Genomic DNA, 22,894 nt, shown 5'->3' with positions numbered 1-22,894 from the left:
ATGAATATCGCATTGATTGCACATGATAAAAAGAAGCAGGATATCATCCAATTCACGATCGCGTATAAACATGTGTTGGAGAAACATCAGCTGTTTGCGACAGGGACAACCGGTAAAAAAATTGCTGAGGGGACCGGACTGCCGGTACACCGGTTTCAGTCTGGCCCGCTGGGTGGTGATCAGCAGATCGGTGCAAAAATTGCCAGTAATGAGTTGGATGCTGTCATTTTTTTCAGGGATCCGCTGACTGCACAGCCGCATGAACCGGATGTCAGTGCACTGATGCGATTGTGTGATGTCCATCTGATTCCGCTTGCAACCAATCTTGCAGCAGCCGAAATCATGATACAGGCGCTGGCAAGAGGCGATTTTGAATGGCGTGACATTGTAAAACAAAATCGGCAGGAAGGTAAGAAAACATGAAAAAAATTGGAATTACATGCTATCCGACGGTTGGCGGATCGGGAATCATTGCCACAGAACTGGGCATGATGATGGCTGAAGCGGGACATGAAATTCATTTTATAACATCCAGTCTCCCGTTCCGCTTAAATCGAATCCATCCCAATATCTATTATCATGAAGTGGAGCTTAATCATTATCCGGTTTTTCAATATCCGCCATTTGACTTGGCTCTGGCAAATAAGATGGCAGAAGTGATTGATCAAGAAAAACTTGATATCCTGCATGTTCATTATGCCATGCCGCACGCAATCTGTGCTATACTGGCTAAAGATATTGCCAAACACGATGTAAAAATTGTGACAACCCTGCATGGCACTGACATCACTGTGCTGGGCATTGACCATTCCCTGAAGAAAATGATCCGACATGGTATTGAGCAATCGGATGCTGTCACCGCAGTCTCAAGGAGTCTTGTCGAACAGACCCATGAGACAGTAGGTGCTGATAAAGCTATTCATGTGATCTATAATTTTGTCAATGAAGCGGAATATACGAAAAAACCTGTCATGTCTATCAGGGATCAGTATGGTATTGAACCGGATGATAAAGTGATCATTCATATTTCAAATTTCCGTAAAGTAAAACATGTCCAGGATGTTATCAATACATTTCAACAGATTCAGGACAAAATACGTGCAAAACTGCTGTTAGTCGGGGATGGCCCGGAATACTCGGAAATGTATCAGCTTGTATCAAAGCTTGGGCTCACTGGCAAGGTATTATTTTTAGGCAAACAAAAAAATGTCAGTGATTTGTTATCGATATCCGATTTAAAATTATTAATGTCTGAAAAAGAAAGTTTCGGTCTTGTACTTTTGGAGGCAATGTCATGTGAAGTGCCCTGTATTGGTACAAATGTCGGCGGAATTCCAGAAGTGATAAAACATAATGAAACGGGATTTATCGTCGAACCGGGTGATACCGAACAGGCTGCAGCACATGCAACTGAGTTACTGCAAAATGAATCATTGTTACATCAGTTTTCCGAAAATGCGTTAACACATGCAAGAACCCATTTCTATTCAAAGGATATTGTACGGCAATATATTGATTTGTATGATCAGCTGATCAAGTAACACTGAAAATGGTGATACTGTGCGATTGACCAAGCAATTCAAACAAGCAATCGAGATTTTGGAACGAATTGAAACATATGGCCATCAGGCATATTTTGTCGGTGGGTGTGTCCGGGACCTGCTGCTGAACCGGGAAATTGGCGATATCGATATTGCCACTTCTGCCCGTCCGGACGTCATCCAAGATATTTTCAGCAAAGTCATCCCTGTAGGTGTGGAACACGGAACCGTCATCGTGCGTCACAAACATCAGTCATATGAGATAACAACGTTCCGGGTGGACGATGACTATACAGATAAGCGGCATCCTGATTCGGTCCAATTCGTTGAATCGATTGAGCAGGACTTAAAACGGCGTGATTTTACCGTAAATGCCATGGCAATGGACAAATCCGGAAAAATGATTGATCCATTTAATGGCGAAGAAGATCTGCGAAAAGGTATCATCCGGACTGTCGGAAAGGGCTATGACCGATTTAACGAGGATCCTTTGCGCATCATGCGTGCAGTCCGATTTTCGAGTCAGCTTGGTTTTTCCATTGATCAACATACTTTGCAAGCGATGGAATCTGTTTTAAGTGAACTGAATTCAATAGCAGTGGAACGAATCCAGCAGGAAACGTCGAAATTTTTTGCAGGGTCATATATCGAAACCGGTATGTATTATTTTAAAATGATTAACTTAGCGAAGCATCTGCCAGTTTTAGCGGATAACCCCTGCATTTTGGAACGGCTGCCGAATCCAATCAAGCCTTTGCAGTCTTTTGGGGCGGTTATGGCCATGTTTCATTTTATCGATCCAGCCATAACAATTGATACATGGATAAGAGGATGGAAGTGTTCCAACAAGATCAAATTTGAAGCGGAATCTCTGGATGAAGCATTATACCATTATAAGCATGACGGGTTGAATCGGTGGCTCGTGTACCGTTTGCATTCGGACAGTTATAATGATTTTACTGTGCTGGCCAATATGCTGTTTGATGACGACTTATCCATCAAAAGGGTTAAGGAAATTGCAAGATCACTCCCAATCCATTCGAAGCAGGATTTAGCGATAAATGGTGAAGACGTATGTAAACTTTTTCCAGACAGACAACCAGGACCGTGGATAGGAAATATTTTAAAGCGACTGGAAATGAAAGTCGTTACAGGGGATCTAAGGAATAACGAAAAGGTATTGAAGGAATGGACAAAATGGAATCCACACGTAACCGATTAATTGAACTTTTAGAAACAAGCGGACATCAATATGTTTCCGGACAGTATCTTTCGGAAAAATTGAATATATCCCGCAGTGCAGTATGGAAACATATGAAAGAATTGGAAAAAGATGGTTATAACATTGAAGGTGTTCGCCGAAAAGGCTATAGGATTGTGAAATCACCCGATAAAGTAAGTGAAAACACGCTAACATGGGGGCTGAAAACTAACTGGCTGGGAAAGCATATCCTACATAAAACAACGACACCATCCACACAGCAAGTTGCTCATCAGGCTGCGCGTGACAATGCCGAACATGGGACTGTCATTATTGCTGATGAACAGACACAGGGAAAAGGGAGGATGGAACGGCAGTGGTACTCAACCCGGAATAAGGGGATTTGGATGAGTATTTTATTACGCCCATCCATACATCCTGCTGCTGCACCACAGCTGACATTACTAACCGCCACAGTGCTGGCTGATGTCATAACAAATTGCACAACAGCAAAACCAAAAATCAAATGGCCTAATGATCTTTTAATCAATCATAAAAAGACAGCCGGTATTTTAACTGAAATGCAGGCTGAACAGGACCGGATCCAATATATTATTGCTGGAATTGGCATAAATGTCAATCACTCGGATGAAGACTTTCCCTCATCGATCAGCCAAAAGGCTACTTCGCTTAAATTGGAAACCGGCGAGGAACAACCAATCGTACAAATCATTCAGCAAATATTGCTGTATTTTGAAAGGTCTTATAATGCGTTTATCCGCAATGGTTTTTCCGATATAAAAAACAAATGGGAATCATATGGATACAAGGTTGGCGAGACAATCCGGATTCGTACAAACAGCGAAAAACTGGAAGCAACTTTTACCGGCATTGCGGAAGATGGTGCGTTGCTTGTGCAAACCGACAATGATGGCGTACGAAAAATTTATTCGGGAGAAGTTGAATGGTTTTTGTGAAGAAAAAACCAATGTTGTCGTGAACTTTGACTGCAAGTGAGGTGGCATCGTTTTGAACACAAGGAAATCACCTTGAAACGACATCCACGGAGGAAATGTGTCTTCTTTTCCAAAGAAAGAAATTGTCACATGAGAGCTTTCAATAGATGTGGTGACTTAGCAGTTTGTGCGACTTATCGGTATTTGGCCGAAGATCCTTTATTCGACGCGTCATGTTTGTCGGAGTTTTTGAACAACCTCTGTAATACGTTTAATTGAGAGTAAGGTGGCAATATGAATGAGAAGTATGTTGTAATCGACTTGGAAACGACAGGACATTCACCGGTGAACCCTGATAAAATTATCGAGGTTGGAATTGTTGTCATTGAAAAGAATGGCATTACTCAAGAATATTCGACTTTTCTAAATCCGGAAAGACCGATTCCGCCTTTTATAACTAATTTAACAGGGATAACTGATACAGACGTTCGTGAAGCCCCCGTCCTCCGGGACAAAGCTGCCGAAATAACGGCCATGTTTAAAAATAGTTACCTGGTGGCCCATAATGTGCCATTCGACTTAGGCTTTCTGAATGAGGAGCTGGCAGCAAGCGATTTTCCTGAACTGCATAATCCGGTATTGGACACGGTGGAACTCGCCCGTATCCTTTACCCGCAGGCACCGGGTTTTAAATTGGGACAACTCGCAGACTATCTGGGTATTGCGCATGATGCGCCACATCGTGCGATTACTGATGCTCATATGACGGCAAAATTACTGTTGACATTATTGCGTAAGCTCAAACAACTGCCTTATGAAACCATAAACCATTTGCTCAGCCTGGAAAAAGGTCTGAAATCAGATTTGCATGCTATATTGTCCGAACAGCAGCAGGTACTTGCCTTTTCCAGTGATGAAAATGAAGGAATGGATATCTATAGAGGTTTGGCTATAAAGGAAGTGACTGATGTCAAAACCCAAAAACAGGAAATCGATACATCTTTCGGCAGCTATCTTGACGCTATTTATGAAGCTGATGGGACCATGGAACAACAGATGCCCAACTATGAAAAACGGGAAGGACAGCGTGAAATGTCTGAAACGGTATTTGACGCCTTTCAGACAAAAAATCACGCACTGATTGAAGCAGAAACCGGTACAGGCAAATCATTGGCTTATTTGCTTCCGGCAATTTATGAAGCGGTCACCAAAAATAAAAAAATCGTTATCAGCACTTATACGACTCAATTGCAATCACAATTGCTTGATGAGGAGATTCCTTTGATCAACCGGCTTGTATCATTTCCTTTTAATGTCGCGTTACTTAAAGGGAAAAAGCATTATATAAGCCTTGAAAAATTTGAACGTGCACTCGCTTCTGAACAGACGGATAATTATGATGTAACGTTAACGAAAGCCATGCTTCTCGTATGGCTGACAGAAACCGAGACGGGAGATATCGATGAGATTCAGCTGCCATCGAGTGGTTATTTTTTTTACAAGCAAATCTCTACAGATACTGAGGGCATCATTGATCCGTCATCACCCTGGTTTTCACGGTCCTATTATCAGCGTGCCCGCAGAAAAGCACAGAAAGCGGATATTCTAATTACCAACCATGCTTTATTATGTACAGACATGTTTAATGATTATCAATTGCTGCCATCCTATGATAAAGCAATCATTGATGAAGCACATCACCTGGAAGAAACTGCTTCCAAACATTATGGCTTGAGGCTGCATTATGTCCACGTACAAAACACGCTCAGTCAAATAGGCAGAACAGACGAAAATGACTTGATCGGAAAATTGCTTTTGGATCATCCGATCAATGATGCGGATAGTTTTTCAAAAACGTTATGGGATGATCTTATTGGAAAAACGAAATATGAAGTGGATGATTTTTTCCGGATGCTGTTCCAATATGTTGTCGAACAGAAACAGAAAAATAAATCGTTAAGTGATACCGGGAGAATTCAATATCGGTTTGATGGTGATAAAGAAGACCCCGCACAATGGAATACTATTATCGAAATGGTGAACAGACTAACCTTTTACCTGCGCGACATGATCCATTTGCTTTCATCATTAAACCAACAGGTTGAATCCAGCGTAAACGATCATTATTCGGAAGATCTGAAAGCACATATGGAAGAACTCCAATCCATTATTGACCGGCTGGAACAGCTGTTTTTGACGGATAGTGCCCATGCTGAGGTGAAATGGATTGAAATGGAAGCATATGGTGCCAAAAATGCTGTATATTTGTACAGTGAACCGACAGATATATCCACATTGCTGGCAAACGACTTTTTCAGTCAAAAGGAAAGTGTTATTTTAACAAGTGCGACATTGTCGATACGTGATTCTTTTTCATTCAGTCAAAACAGGCTCGGATTGTCACCGGAAAATCTGATCACGGCTAAAATAAGTTCACCTTTTTCATATCAGAATCAGGTGCAGCTCATGATTCCGGACGATTTTCCTGATGTCAGATACAGCACACTGGATGATTTCGTCCACGCAGTGTGTGAAGCCATTATATCTTTGGCTCAGATTACAAATGGCCGAATGCTCGTTTTGTTTACGTCGTATGACATGCTTCGCAAAGGTTACTATCTGTTAAGGGACACGATTGATACCAGCGAATATATGCTGATAGCCCAGGGGATATCCAGCGGCAGCAGATCCCGGCTGAAAAAGAATTTTCAAACATTCAGCCAATCAATACTTCTGGGGACAAGTTCTTTCTGGGAAGGCGTTGATATTCCGGGACAGGATTTATCATGTCTCATGATCGTAAGACTGCCATTCCAGCCTCCGAATCATCCAGTGTATGAAGCAAAATCGAATCAATTCAAAAATGAAGGTAAAAACCCTTTTTTTGAATTGGCATTGCCGAATGCCGTTATCCGGTTTAAACAAGGTTTTGGAAGACTGATCCGCTCCACAAATGACCGGGGGATTGTATTCGTTTGTGATGCACGTATCATGAAAGCCCGTTACGGAAAATATTTCACCGAATCAATTCCGGATGTGCCAATAACACATGATTCGACACACGCCATCATGAAAAAAGCAAACGAATGGTTTTAAGAAGAAAACGCATGACGCGAATTCTTAAAAAAATACTGATGCACCAGTCGATGCATCAGTATCCAGCGGTATGGGGCCGGGAAATTTTTTGTTGAAATCAATAACAATTTGCCGCAATGCTTGTTATACTATATAGTGTGTACTGCTTATTTAATTTCAACGTTACTTATAGTGTGGGCGTGACCAGCAGCAATATAAGTAGCAAAATATGATAAAAATAGCAGCAATTATGACATGGAGGACAATTAATGGCTATACTAATCAGGATTTTACCGACCATGGGATGAGACAAATGAGAAATAATCGATTTTCACAGAGAACATTTCCCGGATGGCTGAAATGGGTGTCGGGAATTATTGGCTTTCTGATTGTTGCATGTCTTATTTTTGGAATTTATCTGTATCTGACTATCCAGGATAATCGCACAGCATCATTTGACCAGGTAGAAACACACGTGCTTGAGGAAACCGAATTGAATACAATCAGTAAAATTGAACGGTTTCACGGTGAAAATGCATATTATACGGTTTACGGGGAGACCGAAAATGATGCGGCTGCGATTGTTTTTTATCCATTTGATGGAAACCCGGCCAATATAATAAGTGTCAAGCAGTCGGATATAATTGCCAAAGAAGAGGTTAGAGCCAATTGGAACGACCGGTGTGATGCCTGTACACTGGTTGATATACAGCCAGCAGTCATTTCGAATGACGGAAAACAGCCGGCATGGGAAATAACATATGAAGATAATGCAGGTTACTATGTAATGGCATATTTATCTTTTCAGGACGGTTCAATGATTGAAGTAATTCGTTACAACCAGTTATTTTGACTAGGAAGGTGACTATTAAATTGGAACTTGCAAATCGAGTGAAAACATTAACACCATCATCGACATTGGCGATTACCGCGAAAGCTAAGGCGTTAAAAAGCCAGGGATATGATGTTATCGGGCTTGGTGCAGGTGAACCTGACTTCAATACCCCGGCGTATATACTGGATGCTGCAGAAAAAGCTATGCGACAGGGATTTACCAAATATACACCAGCCGGTGGTATAAATGAGCTGAAGGAAGCGGTTGCGAATAAATTCATCCGCGATAACGAACTTACCTACACAACCGATGAAATCATTGTGACAACAGGTGCTAAACACGCTCTATATACACTCTTCCAGGTTCTGTTAAATAAAGGGGATGAAGTAATTGTGCCTGCACCTTACTGGGTAAGTTATCCGGAACAGGTTAAACTGGCTGAAGGAAAGCCGGTCTTCATCAATGCAGAAGAGGCAAATGATTTCAAAATAACACCAGAGCAGCTTGAAGCAGCTATTACACCAAAAACAAAAGCAGTTATCATTAATTCGCCAAGCAACCCGACTGGCATGATGTACAATCAACAAGAACTGCAGGAGCTAGGCGACATCTGCTTAAAACATAATATTTTGATTGTATCAGATGAAATTTATGAAAAATTGATATACACGAATGACAAACATGTTTCAATAGCTGAAATTTCCAGCCGACTGAAAAATAATACCATCATTATTAATGGTGTGTCGAAATCACATGCGATGACAGGATGGCGGATTGGGTATGCCGCCGGACCTGCTGAGATAATTAAGCCCATGACCAACCTGGCATCTCATTCGACATCCAACCCAACATCAATTGCCCAATACGCAGCTTTAGCCGCTTATAATAAAGATGAAGATCCCAATGCCGAAATGCGGAATATATTCAATGAACGGCTTGAATTATTTTATGACTTATTAAAAGATATACCAGGGATATCATGTGTCAAACCTAAAGGCGCATTTTATATGTTCCCGAATGTACAGGAAGCTGTCAGTCAGAATGGCTTTGATAATGTTGATGATTGGGTGAAAGCATTGCTTGAGGAAGAAAAAGTTGCCTTAGTGCCCGGAACCGGGTTCGGTGCTCCGGAAAACGTCCGTTTGTCTTATGCTGTTTCAGTCGATCAAATAAAAGAAGCCGCAAAACGCATTAAACATTTTGTTCTAAACCATCAATCATAGTTTTGGAGGGAATATTTTGAAAACAACGATTTCACAAACACCAGCATACGAAGGTCAAGTTGTGACCATTGGTGCGTGGCTTGCCAACAAACGATCAAGCGGTAAAATCGCTTTTTTGCAATTAAGGGATGGTACCGGGTTTATTCAAGGCGTAGTAGCCAAAAATGATGTGACAGACGACGTGTTTCAGCTCGCTAAAAATATGACACAGGAATCCTCAATGTACATTTCAGGAACGATTGTAGAAGATACACGTTCGCCATTCGGCTATGAAATGCAGGTGAGTGACATTGAGCTGATTCAGGAAGCGGTTGATTACCCGATAACACCAAAAGAACACGGAACGGAATTCCTGATGGATCACCGGCATTTATGGCTGCGCTCGAGCCGTCAGCATGCCATCATGAAAATAAGGAATGAAATCATTCGGGCAACGTATCAATTTTTTAATGATAACGGATATGTGAAAGTAGATCCGCCGATTTTGACAGGTTCTTCAGCAGAAGGAACGACTGAACTTTTCCATACACAATACTTTGATGAGCAAGCTTATTTGTCACAAAGCGGCCAGCTGTATATGGAGGCAGCGGCTATGGCTTTTGGTAAAGTATTTTCATTCGGCCCGACATTCCGTGCAGAAAAGTCAAAAACGCGGAGACACTTAATTGAATTCTGGATGATTGAACCGGAGATGGCTTTTGTTGATCATGACGAAAGTCTGGAAATCCAAGAGCAATATGTCAGTTTTGTTGTTCAATCTGTTCTTGAAAAATGCCGTCTTGAATTGCAGACACTTGGACGGGATACAACAAAACTCGAGTCTATCAAGGCGCCATTTCCAAGAATCAGCTATGACGATGCCATAAAATTACTTAAGGAAAAAGGCTTTGATGACATCGAATGGGGAGTGGATTTTGGTGCGCCCCATGAAACAGCTATTGCTGAAAGCTTTGAAAAACCAGTATTTATCACAAATTACCCTGCTGATATAAAAGCATTTTACATGAAACCACACCCTGAGCGGCCGGAAGTTGTATTGTGTGCAGACCTTATCGCCCCGGAGGGTTATGGAGAGATCATCGGCGGATCACAGCGCATTGATGACTTTAAGCTCATGGAACAGCGTTATGAAGAACATGATCTGACAGGTCCCGCTTATCAATGGTATCTGGAACTGCGCCAATATGGGAGCGTGCCCCATTCAGGTTTTGGATTGGGCCTTGAACGGACAGTTGCCTGGATTGCCGGAGTGGATCATGTTCGTGAAACAATTCCATTTCCGAGACTGCTGAACCGGCTGTATCCTTAATAATTGATCGTTTCATCACAATCCCTTGCCGATCAAAAAGCAAGGGATTTTAACATCTGCAGCTGAAAGAAACATGCTATACTGGAAATGAGGTGTGCATTATGACAAGATTCATTTCATTTCAGGATATTTTATTAAACCAGATACAAGTACCTGTTCAATTACTTGATCAATTTACAACGTTGGGACTTAAGGAACAGGAAGTCATGGTCATTATACAGCTGCTGCGCTTTCAACAGGAAAAAAATGATTTTCCCACACCAAACGACCTGGCCAGTCATTTGACAATCAGCGAAAAAGAATGTGCCAATATATTGCGCAGATTGATTCAGAAAAACTTTTTATCGATTGAGCAATTGAAAAATGAAGCGAATCAGATTACTGAATCATACAGCCTCAACCCGCTCTGGGAAAAACTGTTTGCAGAAAAGCAGGAAGACCAGGCAGAAGGTGATGGCACCATATTTATACTGTTTGAACAGGAGTTTGGCAGACCACTGTCACCATTTGAGATTGAGATGATCAATACATGGCTTGATGAAGACGAACTTGCCCCTGCGCTTATAAAAGCAGCGTTAAGGGAATCTGTGCTGATGGGGAAGCTTAATTTCAAATATATTGACCGGATTCTCCGGGAGTGGAAAAAGAAAGGGATTCATACCGTTGAACAGGCACGTAATGCAAGCAAAGCTTTCCATGAAAAGCAGGCGGCTAAAAAAGACAATAAGCCCAAAAAACGGGATACATCCATTTATTATAACTGGCTGGAGGAGGAATAGTGGATGCTTAATAAGTCACAGGTTCAGCACTGTCTGGATGTCATGAAGGAAATGTACCCGGAAGCACAGTGTGAACTGAACCACGACAATCCTTTTGAACTTGTTATTGCTGTGTTATTATCTGCCCAATGTACAGATAACTTGGTTAATAAAGTAACGGCATCATTATTCAAAAAATATAAAACACCTGAGGATTATTTGGCAGTTCCTTTAGAAGAGTTGCAGCAGGACATCAGATCAATTGGTCTTTACCGCAATAAAGCGAAAAATATCCGAAAACTTTGTCAGATGCTGATTGATGACTATGATGGAAAAGTGCCCAGAACAAAAACGGAATTGATGAAGCTTGCCGGAGTAGGGCGGAAAACCGCTAACGTTGTAGCATCTGTTGCGTTTAAGGAACCAGCGATCGCCGTTGATACACATGTCGAACGTGTTGCCAAACGATTAGCGATCTGCCGCTGGAAAGATTCCGTTCTGGAAGTCGAACAGACCCTGATGAAAAAAGTGCCAAAAGAAGAGTGGGCTGATACCCATCATCGGATGATCTTCTTCGGGCGATATCATTGCAAGGCAAGAAACCCGCAATGTCCGGAATGTCCGCTGCTTGATTTATGCCGGGAAGGGCAGAAGCGGATGAGAAAAGCGGAAAAAGCCGGGAATTAATCGAAAAGAGGCAGTCTCAGTAATATGAGACTGCCTCTTTGTGGTTAACGGCGATTAATTTTGACCGCCATTCCCATCATTACCGTTTTCGTTTTCTTCTTCGTTCTCTTCTTCATTTTCTTCTTCGTTATTACCACCAGTTTCCCCGCTGTCTTCATTGACTTGGGCACTGGTACTGCTCGGTTCTCCTCTGACACCCTGATTGGCACCATTTTGCCCGACAGGTGTGACCGTAATGTTATAAGCACCTGGCTGAGCACCTTCAATAATAATTCCTGCGGACTGTACCGTCTGCCGCTGTATTTCGCTGCCGTTTTGTGTCACAACGACTTCAAACTGTGCAGGCGGACCATTGTATTGCCAGGAAACATCAATCGTCGAACCGGATGGGCTGGCGCTGAGACCGCTGACCGCCGGAATGTTTCCTTCTCCGTTTTCTTCTCCATTCTCCTCTTCTTCCGCGTCATCTTCTTCATCACCTGGTACTTGAACGGTGGTTGTCGCAGGTTCACTGGTACTTGAATCTGTTACGGCGACAACCTGAATCTCGTACGTTGTCCCAGGTTCCACATTGGAAATTTCCATCGACGTCTCATCAGTCGACGAAAGACCCTGCATCTGACCGCCATCCACACTTGCGCTCACTTCAAAGGACACTTCCTCATCTGAATCATAATCCCATTCAACCTGTATGGTATCCGATTCTTCATCATAGGCTGCTTCCAGTCCTTCCACTGGGTCAAGCTGATCAAATTGCTCTGACGTCTCGGTTGGTTCGGTTCCTTTTACGAACAATTCGGTTACAATTTCAGACTCAGGTGTATAATCACTTGGCAGTTTAGCAGGTCTTGACCCTTTTTCCACCGGCACTTCAACAACAGAGTCAGGTTGTGTAAAGTCAGGCGTTTCAATATCTTTGGACAGTTCGGTCATGGTATTTTTGTATAACGCGTGCGGAATTTTCGTATCCGGTAACGTGATACTGTTGTCATTGTACCCGGTCCATATCGAAATCGTATAATTCGTCGTATACCCGGTGAACCAGGAATCAGGAGAACCTTCTACTTCATCGTGTGTGCTGGTACCTGTTTTACCGGCATCCGGCAGGCCGGGAACATTCGCTTGTGCACCGGTTCCATCTGTAATGGCGGTCTTGAGCATGTCAGTGATCATATATGCCGTAGACTCGGACATGGCTGCTTCAGGTTCCGGTGTTAAATCAACAGTTCTTCCGGTATCCGGGAAAACAACTTCAGTTACAGCGTATGGCTCATTGTACACACCGCCATTTCCAAATGCTCGGTAGGCGCCTGCAAGATCAAGCGGATTTGTTCCAATTTGTCCGCCGCCAATTGCATCGGTTATCCCCATTGGCGTGTCTCCAATCGAGATGCCCAGACCTTCCGCGAATTCTTTGTCTGTATCCATGCCGACTTCCTCTAATGTTTTGGCAGCCGGGACGTTCAGAGACTGCTGCAGAGCATACCGCATCGATACCCAGCCGTAGTACTGGCCGGCCCATGTGTTAATCTGGGCATCGGAACCAGCAATATCATATGGGCCGTCATCATTCAGCTGATGATACGTTGACCATTGGAGATGTTCAATGGCGGGACCATAGTCGATTATCGGCTTGAACGTTGAGGCCGGCTGACGGCTTATATCCGTCGCATAATTCAGCCCATCATTTTCCAGGCCGCCGCGGGCACCGCCAATTGCTCGGATTGCGCCGGTTTCAGTATCAAGTACAGTCATCCCCGCTTCCATTTCATGTTCATTGCCTTCCTCATCGGTAACAGGTGCCGGATAATTTATCGAGCTATCCTCGGAGAGCAAAAATTCAACGTGTTCCTGTGCATCGGTATCGAGTGTTGTATGGATCTCCAGTCCATCTGTATAAATATCCGCACCATCGACCTTTTCTTCAACTTCTTTACGTACCTGCTGTAAAAATGCCTCATATCGTACAGGATCGGGTGTATCATCAGTGAGCAGTGAAGGGATATCCACTTGGCTCGCTTTTTCAGCTTCACTTTCCGAAATTTTATCATTTTCGACCATCAAATTTAGAACTGTGTTCATCCGATCTTTCATTAAATCAGGGTTTTTAAACGGATTATATGCAGATGGCCGCTGCGGCAAACCGGCAAGTATAGCTGCTTCAGGCAGCGTCAGTTCACTCAGGTCCGTTTTGCCGAAATAAACCTCTGCCGCTTTGCCAACGCCATATGCGCCATTTCCGTAAAAAATTTTATTCAAATACATCTCCAGTATTTCCTCTTTGGAATACTGGCGTTCCAGTTGTAGAGCCAGCCACATTTCCTGAACTTTGATGCTGATTTTCTTTTCCGGTGACAGGAAGGATTGTTCAACCAGCTGCTGAGTAATCGTACTGGCACCTTCTGAACCAAAACCATTTGTCACATTGGCAACCAAAGCGCCGCCAATCCGCCATACATCAATACCGGGGTGTTCGAAAAATCGTGCATCCTCGGTTGAAAGAACAGCGTCAATCAACACCTGCGGCAGTTCTTCATATTCAACTTTTGTTCGCTGTTCACCGGCGCCCAGATCGGCAAACAGTTCGCCATCCTTGTCATATATTTTTGATGAATATGGTGAATCCAGTTTAGATGCATCAATTTCCGGTGCTGTGGCAATATAATAGGTGAACAGTCCGCCAACACCGATTCCAATAGCCAAGATGGCAATACCGATGATCATTAGAATCTTTTTCCATAATGGTTTTTTTGCAGCTTTTTTTTGTCTTCGTCTTGCTGTACGAGATTGGCCGTTTGTTGCCATAACGCTTTCTCCTCCAATCTAAAAGTAAAGCTGGTCGACAATGGCTAAATAATCAACCCTTGCCTGATAATGAAATGGAATGCTGTAGCCTTTATGTTGAATCGTTTCGTATGGAATCGATTTTCTCCCATCATTAAATTGCTTATCCCAATATGGGAAAAACGTGTCAGCAGGCATCAAATATGTCTCATTATAGATGGAAAACCGTATAATCAAAAAACAAATACCACCGTGATTTACGATTGATTTCATGTGATCAATCTGATGGCCATGTATATTTGCAAGTGGAAACCTCGTTTTATTTTTGGTTTCTTTTGCCTCAAAATCAATATGCTTATGACGGTACAAACCATTATAGTCGGTTGTGGAGGGCTGTTTAAAGTATCCCTCTGTAATGACAGCGGCACTTCTTTTTGGATAGTGGACGTTCACAATCTGTACCGGTGTCGGTTTTTTATGGATCACTGCCTTATCTGTATCCCGATAAAAGGCATTCGTGGCATTGATATCCGCTTCCAATGTCATGCCGCGGTTACCGAACCCGATTGAACGGATTTGCCTGGATGCCTTTTGGATACTCTTTCTTTTTTGGCCATTTGGGTAACGCATTTATTCTCCCCCTAGTTTATTACAGTATCATATCAAAAAATGCAGCAATTGACTATAAATCCTATGAAACGGGGTCTTCATATGATGATTGAACGGGAAAAACGCGACTATGTCCATTATATAGTATCTGAGACAAAAGCGCACAACTTTGATAACATTTCCCGTACAAAAGCCTATCAAAACTTTTATACGATTTTTCCTGAAATAAAATGGGCTTTCCTCGCGAGTATGGTGTCGCGAAATGCAGGCTGGAACATGACTGATTTAGCCTTGCCGCCATTCCGGACAATCCTGTCAGATACCCAGCGGGAGCGTCTATTTATGACCTATGAGCGCGCCAACTGGCTTATTTTTTCCGATGCATATCCACAGCTGCTGATTTATAAGCTTTCTTTGAAATTAAGCAAACCGATGTTCCATTTATTGCCGGAACTTCATGTGTCCCGTTTCATGCAAAAGGAATGGACTTATTTCTGGAAGCACAAAGACACACAACGATTGATGATTTCGCTGATTATCAATGAGCAGAATGTGATCCATGGCCCTGTCATTAAACAGGATTATTTTAAGTATCGGGTGTTTTTGCGTCCGCCATATCTTTTACAGGACATTCTGTCATTGAATGCTGTTCTGCTGCCAATCAGATCAGCCACACTCTATGGAGCGTTCGTACATGACTTTACGAATATCGATAAACGAATTGTGCTTGGGAAAAAGATTGCATCAATCATGTTCAACCCCACCGTTTATGACGCATTGTATGACTTTGCACGTTCTGTTGAACATACGGGGTCAAGAATGGACTATGAACGTTTTCTTGGCATCAAAATGGATAAAGCACCTCTCTTACGCACCATTTATCCGGTTATCAGCCATCAGGATAATATTCGGAGCGACTGGTATAAAAGCGGGGGCATCAAGCAAAAATGGACTGAAAACCTTTGCCGAGATCGACAAAGTCCAGGCATTCAAAAAACGTTTTATAACAGACGCAAACTGCTTTATGCTTACTATCATTTAAGAGATATTTTCGCATAAAAAAGGATTTGCCACAGGACAAATCCTTATCTGCATTGATTAGGTTGAAGGACGGTTAGGGCCGTCCAATTTTTTGCTGCGGCTTTGATTTTCTTTTTTGCGGTGATGTTTTTCAGTCTTCTCCTGTGATGGTTTTTTATCCATGACAATCACCTCCTTTGTCATTAGTTTGTGTATACGTGAGTGAATTTACACTTGTTTTGCCGTTATTCTTCTAGTTTTGTCGAAGGGGAAGGGAAGCGGCCTACTATCCCGAAATAGTGAATAACAAATCTTAATATGAGGGTGAGTATCATGACCGAAATAACAACAGTCAACACAAAAACGAGGAAGAACCGGAAGCACGATTTCACAGATGCATTGGCTGAAATAACTGACCAGCTGCGTTTAATCGATCAAAAAATTACGATGGCGACCGATAACACCATCGAGGAGGAATTTCAGACCTGCCACCAGGACCTCTATCATACTGCATATACCATAAACAAACTGGAGCAAAAGCAGCGAATGAAAAGAAAGAAGCTAGTGCACAATCGGTTTATCCCCAATCAATCGCAAAAAAGACTGTCGTAACGGGTGCTTTTTAACGAACTGAATGATAAAATATGCTTGTCAGCTAAAATATTTTGTAAAGGTCAGGATATTTTATGAATTTAATGCAGCAAACCGAAGCCCTTAAGGAGCATCTTGAACAATTAAAGAATATATATGAAGAAAATAATCCTCCAGAAAGTAAAAAAGACAAGCAATTTTTTCAAATGGTGAAAGAACGTACTGAACCTGTTTATGAACTGCTTGCTGAATGGGAGAAGAATGCACTCAAAGCTGTCAAAGAACGGAAGGTGAATCTTCATCCGCAGCAGGTTGCATCAACACGTGAAAATATGGAATTACTATTGATGAACAGTTATTATGTTGATGTCAAGCGGAAACGGTATATGGAATTGAATCACTCCATACACTTCATTCTTGACCAGCTGTTATCTGATCTGCCAGGCGGATAAAGCGAAACATCATTCAGTCGGGTGCTTTTTTCCGACTGGTTAAGGAACACAGGCTAAGTACTTGGCGTCGTGTTGCAACGCCTTTGTGACCTGCATCGTTCAGGCCCGAGTAGAATCGGGCATTCAGGGTCAGTCAGCCGCTGTTTTTTTGGCATGTTACTGACCCTTACATGCGGAGGATTAAACGCTTTACAAATCAAGCCGATTTCGATTATAATAACGTCGCACTTATGTAAGATAGGAGAAGCGTATGAATAAGCAGAATTTACTCAAAGAGGCCAAAAATATTAAAAATAAAGCATATGTCCCATATTCAAAATTCCCTGTCGGTGCAGCAGTTTTAACGCGTTCAGGGAAAGTATATACGGGATGCAATATCGAAAATGCAGCATATCCCGTCAGCTGCTGTGCGGAACGGGTGGCCATTTTTAAAGCCATTGCTGATGGTGCTCATGATTTTTCTGAGATGGCCGTTGTGGCTGATACTGAACGTCCTGTTCCACCATGTGGTTCTTGCCGGCAAGTGATGAGTGAATTTTTTGACAGCAACATGTCAATTCATTTAGCCGATATACATAGTGAAACCAAAACAGTCACAATGGAAGAATTACTGCCATTTTCCTTCCAGGCAGAGGATATGGGCGAGAGAAGCTGATCAATCAGCTTCTCTTTTTCGTGCTTTTGAAGTGAAAGACGCGGGAACTCATGACGGGAAGGTTCAAGACACCAAAAGCAGCAAAGAATGAGATCAAGGTGGGAAGCTTGGCGCGATTCCACGGAAAGCAAATATTTGGACCGAAATTAACGATAAAGATGAACACACCCCCATGTCAATCCAATAAGACAACTGTTAGGAATCATGTTATACTAAAAACAGAAGAAATGGTGCATATATGAAAACGAATAGCAATACACATAAAAATGGACATGCTTTTTTCTTGACTATGAAAAGAAAAATCAGAGGTGACTGAAGATGAATACAAACCGGATTCAACTTACAGGAAAAGACATATTGGAAAAAGATTTTAAGACCGCAATGCGCGGTTACAATCAGGAAGAAGTTGATGAGTTTCTCGATACAATTATTCAGGACTACGAAGTCTTCAATCAGGAAATCGATAAACTACGACAGGAAAATGAGCGTCTCAGAAAACAATCCGATCAGACCAGGAGCCGCCAAGCAACACCAAACCATCAAGTCAACTATGATATTTTAAAACGTGTTTCCAATCTTGAAAAAGCTGTATTCGGCAACAAATACGCCGATTCCGAATGATGTTTTAAATTACCAGTGAAGAAGCCATTTAAATATGGTATAATCTTTTTAGATATGAATTGAATACTTGCGTAATCGCTGTATATATTCATATACAGAGGAAAGTCCATGCTCACACAGGCTGCGATGCCTGTAGTGTTCGTGCTTGACGAAATCATAAGTCAAGGTAACGGTCAAACGTTAACGGCAGTGGAACATCCTAACTCGAAAGACATGGATCAGTACACTTGAAAGTGCCACAGTGACGCAGCCGGATTGGAAACAGTCCGGGTGGAACGCGGTAAACCCCGCGAGTGAGCAACCCAAAAATTTGGTAGGGGCACCCTTGATTAGGGAAATGAACCGAAAGAGGGACGGGTATTCATGTTAATACCCGTAGATAGATGATTACGACCGATGTACAAGGCTGACCACCGTAGAAGTACAACGGTACAGAACATGGCTTATCAAGTATTCAATGGTCCAAAATGGTTAACCGGAACCTTTCTGATCCTTTCAGAAAGGTTTTTTAATTGTACGTCATTGTGGTAAACTAATACTGCTTTAATTCAGAAATGAAAGGAAATACATATGTCCAATGATATTACATTAATCGCAACAGCTGCTATGGGACTGGAATCGGTTGTGGCAGCAGAGGTAAGAAAGCTGGGATATGATGTGAATGTTGAAAATGGAAAGGTCACGTTTAATGCACCTGTATCAGCTATTCCCCGCTGTAACTTATGGCTGCGTAGTGCCGATCGTGTCAAACTGCAAGTTGGTCAATTCAAAGCGCTTACATTTGAAGAATTATTTGAAGCTACAAAAGCGCTGCCGTGGGAAAATGTTATAACGGAAGACGGTGAATTTCCTGTTTCGGGAAAATCCGTAAAATCCACTTTACATAGTGTCCCGGATTGTCAGGCTATTGTTAAAAAAGCGATTGCTGAACGTTTAAAATTAAAATATGGGGTTGCCGGAAAACTGCCTGAAACGGGTTCATTATACAAAGTTGAAGCCGCTATCCATAAAGATATCGCCACGTTAACCATTGATACATCCGGTGCGGGTTTGCATAAGCGCGGTTACCGTGTTGGGCAAGGGGAGGCACCATTAAAAGAAACATTGGCGGCAGCGTTGATCATGCTGACTAATTGGAAACCTGATTATCCGTTGACGGATCCTTTTTGTGGATCAGGAACAATCCCGATCGAGGCTGCTTTAATTGGTCAGAATATCGCTCCCGGGTTTAACCGTGAGTTTGCTTCCGAGAATTGGGAATGGATTCATAACCGGTATTGGGAAAATGCGTTTGAAGAAGTGGAAGATAAAGCGAATTATGACCAGAAACTTGATATAACCGGGTCGGATATTGACCACAAGATGATTGATATTGCCAAGGAAAATGCGACCGAAGCCGGGCTCGGTGATCTGATTTCCTGGAAACAAATGCAAGTAAGCGACCTGACCATCCGAAAAGAAAATGGTTATTTAATCGGCAATCCGCCATATGGACAACGTATAGGAGATCGGAATGATGCTGCGGAGATATATCAGGATCTGGGCAATATTATGAAAGAACACCCGTCATGGAGTGTTTATATATTAACGGCATTTCATGCATTTGAACAAAAATATGGTGTAAAAGCCACCAAGAAACGAAAACTTTTCAACGGATTCATCCAAACCAACTATTATCAGTATTTCGGAAAAAAGCATTAACATCTTTGAGTATTGCTGCGATGCATAAAAAAAATCATCTTAAGCCAAAAACCAGGGCCTGTCATCCCTGGTTTTTGCTTTGTCTTAAGTTCAAGAATACGCGTATCAGTGGAATTATCAATCCTTTGTCAATCAAATTGAAAACTCTGTGAAAATGTTTGTTATAGATTTGCGGGAAAGAGCCAAACTAATTAAAGAAAACACATGACAGGTATTTCCGTGAAAGTATATCTTTTCCCTGTTTGAAAGGGGAATCATTAATTGATCAGTTCTGTTGGTTTAGGGATTCCACCTTACGACATAAGACAAATGAATATTAAATCGTTGGTCAAAGATATTTTCAATAATGGGCAAGGAAAGCAAGTTAACCGGCTTTTGCGTGTTTTCGACCATGCACAAATTGACAGGAGACAGTTTGCGGTCGAACCAGACTGGTTTAAAAAAGACCACTCATTTGAAGAAAAGAATGACCTCTATCAGCAGCTTTCAATCCGCTATTCATTGCAAGCAATCGATGCTTGTTTGGCCAATGGACAGTTTTTAGAAGATCCTGTTCCATATGAAGCAGTCGACCTGATTATATTTGTATCCAGCACTGGGCTGTCCACTCCATCGCTGGATACATTTATCATGAGCGAACGTCCGTTTCGGGAGGATATCATACGGATGCCGCTCTGGGGGCTCGGTTGTGCCGGTGGAGCCATTGGTCTGTCGCGAGCATTTGACTGGATTACGGCACATCCGGAAAAGAATGTATTGGTTGTTTGCTGCGAATTGTGCAGCCTGACATTTCAAAAAGATGACGTCAGCAAAAGAAATATTGTTGGTACTGCTTTGTTCGGTGATGGAGCCAGCGCGGCATTGGTAATGGGGGATAATTCCACTTATTTACCATATAGTAAAAGCATAAAGCCGAAAATAGTCAAAACAAGCTCGCTCACAAAGAAAAACAGTCATTCCATAATGGGCTGGCATGTAACAGACAGAGGTCTGGAAGTCATTTTTTCCAAGAGCATTCCGGCGCTTGTACGTTCTTTTTGGAAGCATCATGACGACACTTTCATGAAAGAAGTGAATGTGAATAGGCAAACCATTCACACTTATATTGCGCACCCTGGAGGCAAAAAAGTGCTGGAAGCGATGGAGGATGTTTTAGAGATTCCACAGGCAAAGATAAAACATTCTTATAACGTATTGCGACATCATGGCAATATGTCATCGGCAACGGTTCTGTATGTACTGCATGAATGGATGCAGGAAGCGATTAAACCCAAAACGTTAAGTATCCTGTCAGCTTTGGGGCCGGGATTCAGCTCAGAACTACTGTTATTGGAGTGGGATAAATCATGACGACTTGGATGTGGTTTTTTATTGTGGCAGTTATCATCCAGCGCCTGGTCGAACTGTCGATTGCCAGAAGCAATGAAAAATGGATGAAACGTATAGGAGGCATTGAAAAAGGAGAAAAGCATTATAAATGGTTTATCATGCTTCATTGTTGCTTTTTTATATCCATCATTATCGAGACTTCCATCAATAAGCATGTATTGACAAATGTGAACTACTTTCTGCTGATTATTTTTTTGGTGGCACAGGCTGTAAGGGTATGGTGCATTCATACATTGGGAAAGTTTTGGAATACAAAAGTGATTGTGCTGCCTGGAGTCGCTCTAATCAAAAAAGGACCGTACAAATATATCAAACATCCCAACTATATCGTTGTGGGGGTTGAACTGTTCGTCATACCGATGCTTGTTGGTGCACAGCTGACGGCTTTGCTATTCCCGGTTTGTCACCTTTTGTTATTAAGAGTCAGAATACTGCAGGAAGAAAAAGCTTTAACCAGAGCAACATAGACGAAAAACCAGCGATAACTTTCTTGTACTTGTTATCCCTGGTTTTTCATATTTTTGGCCACATATAATTTTTATAACACGGGATTTTGCATCACGGATAAAATCTATTTTACACCGATGGTTCATGAAAGGCGATCGACAGCAGGAAAAACTCATGCCCAGTCTCGATTTCCCCAGGGATCAGAGGTGGGGAACCTGACTTGAAGAATTCACTGAACCAGCCAATTTCAATAATAAAAGAGGATCCCGAATTTATACTTTTTGAAGTTACAAAAAAAGCGGTAACCATGAAAGATTACCGCTTTGCATATATGGTCAAATCAATTATTGTTTAACAACGTTTGCAGCTTGTGGGCCGCGATCGCCTTCAACAATTTCAAATGTAACATTCTGACCTTCTTCCAACGTTTTGAAGCCTTCTTCCTGGATAGCGGAATAATGGACGAATACGTCATTTCCTTCCTCCACCTGAATGAAGCCATAGCCTTTTTCCGCATTAAACCATTTTACTACGCCGTTTTCCATTGTAATTAATCCTCCTAAAAACTTTTCACGTAAAACGTGGTAATACAAAGCAGACAAACAGAATTTAAAAAAGCAGCTCTACAGAAGTGCTGGATCACTATTGCATCCACTTCCATAGAAGCTGCCTGTCTTTAATGATTCCATACATCTTCTTTGCTTGTATCCAATATAGCTTATTTTAGGCTTTCAGTCAAGAAAATGCCTCAATTTATTTCGCTGTTTTACAGAATAACAACAGATAGGCAAAAATTTATGAGAGCGCTTCATGAAATATGGGAAAAGTATGTTAAAAATGCAATCATTAAGTTACACTGGAATTAATTGATCCGGAGGGGAGCGTTATTAAATGAAAACGGACATCGAAATTGCGCAGGATGCTGATTTAAAACCAATTGAAGAAATTGCTGCGGGGCTTGATCTGGAACGGGAGGATTGGGAGCCGTACGGCCATACAAAAGCAAAACTATCTGATGGATTATTGGACAAGCTGCATGA

Annotated in this window: 22 protein-coding genes and 1 other RNA gene; 20 read left to right on the top strand and 3 right to left on the bottom strand. The window is 42.1% G+C overall.

What is annotated here, in order from left to right; genetic code table 11:
• From mgsA to nth, 10 genes are all read left to right on the top strand, one after another.
• Entirely contained in the window at positions 1 to 423 is a 423-nt protein-coding gene (gene mgsA / locus VK080_RS04375) for a methylglyoxal synthase (RefSeq protein WP_324223547.1), read from the top strand.
• The gene (gene bshA, locus VK080_RS04370; RefSeq protein WP_324223546.1) at positions 420 to 1,541 is read left to right on the top strand and encodes an N-acetyl-alpha-D-glucosaminyl L-malate synthase BshA; all 1,122 of its coding nucleotides are present in this window, start codon (positions 420 to 422) and stop codon (positions 1,539 to 1,541) included. The genes mgsA and bshA overlap by 4 nt, the downstream gene beginning before the upstream one ends.
• A 19-nt stretch (positions 1,542 to 1,560) precedes the next feature.
• On the top strand, positions 1,561 to 2,763 hold the full coding sequence (locus VK080_RS04365; RefSeq protein ID WP_324223545.1) for a CCA tRNA nucleotidyltransferase: 1,203 nt from the start codon (positions 1,561 to 1,563) through the stop codon (positions 2,761 to 2,763).
• Positions 2,739 to 3,719: a biotin--[acetyl-CoA-carboxylase] ligase gene (locus tag VK080_RS04360; protein WP_324223544.1), complete on the top strand. Its 981-nt coding sequence runs from the start codon at positions 2,739 to 2,741 to the stop codon at positions 3,717 to 3,719. The genes VK080_RS04365 and VK080_RS04360 overlap by 25 nt, the downstream gene beginning before the upstream one ends.
• A gap of 273 nt (positions 3,720 to 3,992) precedes the next feature.
• Positions 3,993 to 6,794 carry an ATP-dependent DNA helicase DinG gene (gene dinG / locus VK080_RS04355; protein WP_324223543.1) on the top strand — a complete coding sequence of 934 codons (2,802 nt, stop codon included), beginning with the start codon at positions 3,993 to 3,995 and terminating at the stop codon, positions 6,792 to 6,794.
• Positions 6,795 to 7,086: 292 nt separating this feature from the next.
• A complete protein-coding gene (locus VK080_RS04350) occupies positions 7,087 to 7,626 on the top strand; it encodes a DUF5590 domain-containing protein (protein WP_324223542.1) in 540 nt (179 codons plus the stop codon).
• 20 nt (positions 7,627 to 7,646) lie between these two features.
• Positions 7,647 to 8,831 (top strand): pyridoxal phosphate-dependent aminotransferase, encoded by a 1,185-nt coding sequence (locus VK080_RS04345; protein WP_324223541.1) that lies wholly within the window; start codon positions 7,647 to 7,649, stop codon positions 8,829 to 8,831.
• Between the two features lie 16 nt (positions 8,832 to 8,847).
• A complete protein-coding gene (gene asnS / locus VK080_RS04340; protein WP_324223540.1) occupies positions 8,848 to 10,140 on the top strand; it encodes an asparagine--tRNA ligase in 1,293 nt (430 codons plus the stop codon).
• 101 nt (positions 10,141 to 10,241) lie between these two features.
• On the top strand, positions 10,242 to 10,919 hold the full coding sequence (locus VK080_RS04335; RefSeq protein WP_324223539.1) for a DnaD domain-containing protein: 678 nt from the start codon (positions 10,242 to 10,244) through the stop codon (positions 10,917 to 10,919).
• A gap of 3 nt (positions 10,920 to 10,922) precedes the next feature.
• Positions 10,923 to 11,585, top strand: a complete 663-nt coding sequence (nth, locus tag VK080_RS04330) for an endonuclease III (RefSeq protein WP_324223538.1) — start codon at positions 10,923 to 10,925, stop codon at positions 11,583 to 11,585.
• 54 nt (positions 11,586 to 11,639) lie between these two features.
• Here the strand turns inward: nth and VK080_RS04325 are convergent, their stop codons facing one another.
• Both VK080_RS04325 and recU read right to left on the bottom strand, forming a co-directional pair.
• Positions 11,640 to 14,390 carry a PBP1A family penicillin-binding protein gene (locus VK080_RS04325; RefSeq protein ID WP_324223537.1) on the bottom strand — a complete coding sequence of 917 codons (2,751 nt, stop codon included), beginning with the start codon at positions 14,388 to 14,390 and terminating at the stop codon, positions 11,640 to 11,642.
• An 18-nt stretch (positions 14,391 to 14,408) separates the two neighbouring features.
• A complete protein-coding gene (gene recU, locus VK080_RS04320) occupies positions 14,409 to 14,999 on the bottom strand; it encodes a Holliday junction resolvase RecU (protein WP_324223536.1) in 591 nt (196 codons plus the stop codon).
• A gap of 81 nt (positions 15,000 to 15,080) precedes the next feature.
• Here recU and VK080_RS04315 point away from each other — a divergent pair, with 81 nt between their 5' ends.
• The 9 genes from VK080_RS04315 to VK080_RS04275 all read left to right on the top strand — a co-directional run bounded on the left by VK080_RS04315 (position 15,081) and on the right by VK080_RS04275 (position 21,874).
• The gene (locus VK080_RS04315; protein ID WP_324223535.1) at positions 15,081 to 16,037 is read left to right on the top strand and encodes a DUF2515 family protein; all 957 of its coding nucleotides are present in this window, start codon (positions 15,081 to 15,083) and stop codon (positions 16,035 to 16,037) included.
• Between the two features lie 294 nt (positions 16,038 to 16,331).
• Complete coding sequence (locus VK080_RS04310) at positions 16,332 to 16,610, top strand: hypothetical protein (RefSeq protein ID WP_324223534.1); 279 nt, start codon at positions 16,332 to 16,334, stop codon at positions 16,608 to 16,610.
• Between the two features lie 74 nt (positions 16,611 to 16,684).
• The gene (locus VK080_RS04305) at positions 16,685 to 17,041 is read left to right on the top strand and encodes a DUF1798 family protein (protein WP_324223533.1); all 357 of its coding nucleotides are present in this window, start codon (positions 16,685 to 16,687) and stop codon (positions 17,039 to 17,041) included.
• 250 nt (positions 17,042 to 17,291) lie between these two features.
• Complete coding sequence (locus tag VK080_RS04300) at positions 17,292 to 17,696, top strand: cytidine deaminase (RefSeq protein ID WP_324223532.1); 405 nt, start codon at positions 17,292 to 17,294, stop codon at positions 17,694 to 17,696.
• A 318-nt stretch (positions 17,697 to 18,014) separates the two neighbouring features.
• Complete coding sequence (gpsB, locus tag VK080_RS04295; RefSeq protein ID WP_324223531.1) at positions 18,015 to 18,317, top strand: cell division regulator GpsB; 303 nt, start codon at positions 18,015 to 18,017, stop codon at positions 18,315 to 18,317.
• A 63-nt stretch (positions 18,318 to 18,380) separates the two neighbouring features.
• Positions 18,381 to 18,768, top strand: an RNA gene (rnpB, locus tag VK080_RS04290) — RNase P RNA component class B.
• A 119-nt stretch (positions 18,769 to 18,887) separates the two neighbouring features.
• A complete protein-coding gene (locus tag VK080_RS04285; RefSeq protein WP_324223530.1) occupies positions 18,888 to 20,018 on the top strand; it encodes a class I SAM-dependent RNA methyltransferase in 1,131 nt (376 codons plus the stop codon).
• 261 nt (positions 20,019 to 20,279) lie between these two features.
• Positions 20,280 to 21,368: a type III polyketide synthase gene (locus tag VK080_RS04280; RefSeq protein ID WP_324223529.1), complete on the top strand. Its 1,089-nt coding sequence runs from the start codon at positions 20,280 to 20,282 to the stop codon at positions 21,366 to 21,368.
• Positions 21,365 to 21,874, top strand: coding sequence for an isoprenylcysteine carboxyl methyltransferase family protein (locus VK080_RS04275; protein ID WP_324223528.1), 510 nt, complete (start codon positions 21,365 to 21,367; stop codon positions 21,872 to 21,874). The genes VK080_RS04280 and VK080_RS04275 overlap by 4 nt, the downstream gene beginning before the upstream one ends.
• A 324-nt stretch (positions 21,875 to 22,198) precedes the next feature.
• Here VK080_RS04275 and VK080_RS04270 read toward each other — a convergent pair whose 3' ends face one another.
• Positions 22,199 to 22,399: a cold-shock protein gene (locus tag VK080_RS04270; protein WP_324223527.1), complete on the bottom strand. Its 201-nt coding sequence runs from the start codon at positions 22,397 to 22,399 to the stop codon at positions 22,199 to 22,201.
• A 346-nt stretch (positions 22,400 to 22,745) separates the two neighbouring features.
• Between VK080_RS04270 and VK080_RS04265 the strand changes: the two genes are divergently transcribed.
• On the top strand, positions 22,746 to 22,894 hold a 149-nt coding region (locus tag VK080_RS04265; protein WP_324223583.1), incomplete at its 3' end, for a formate--tetrahydrofolate ligase.

Origin of the sequence: Lentibacillus sp., from assembly GCF_035301925.1 — a bacterium.
GTDB lineage: Bacteria > Bacillota > Bacilli > Bacillales > Amphibacillaceae > Lentibacillus.
This window is presented reverse-complemented; position numbering and strand designations above follow the sequence as displayed.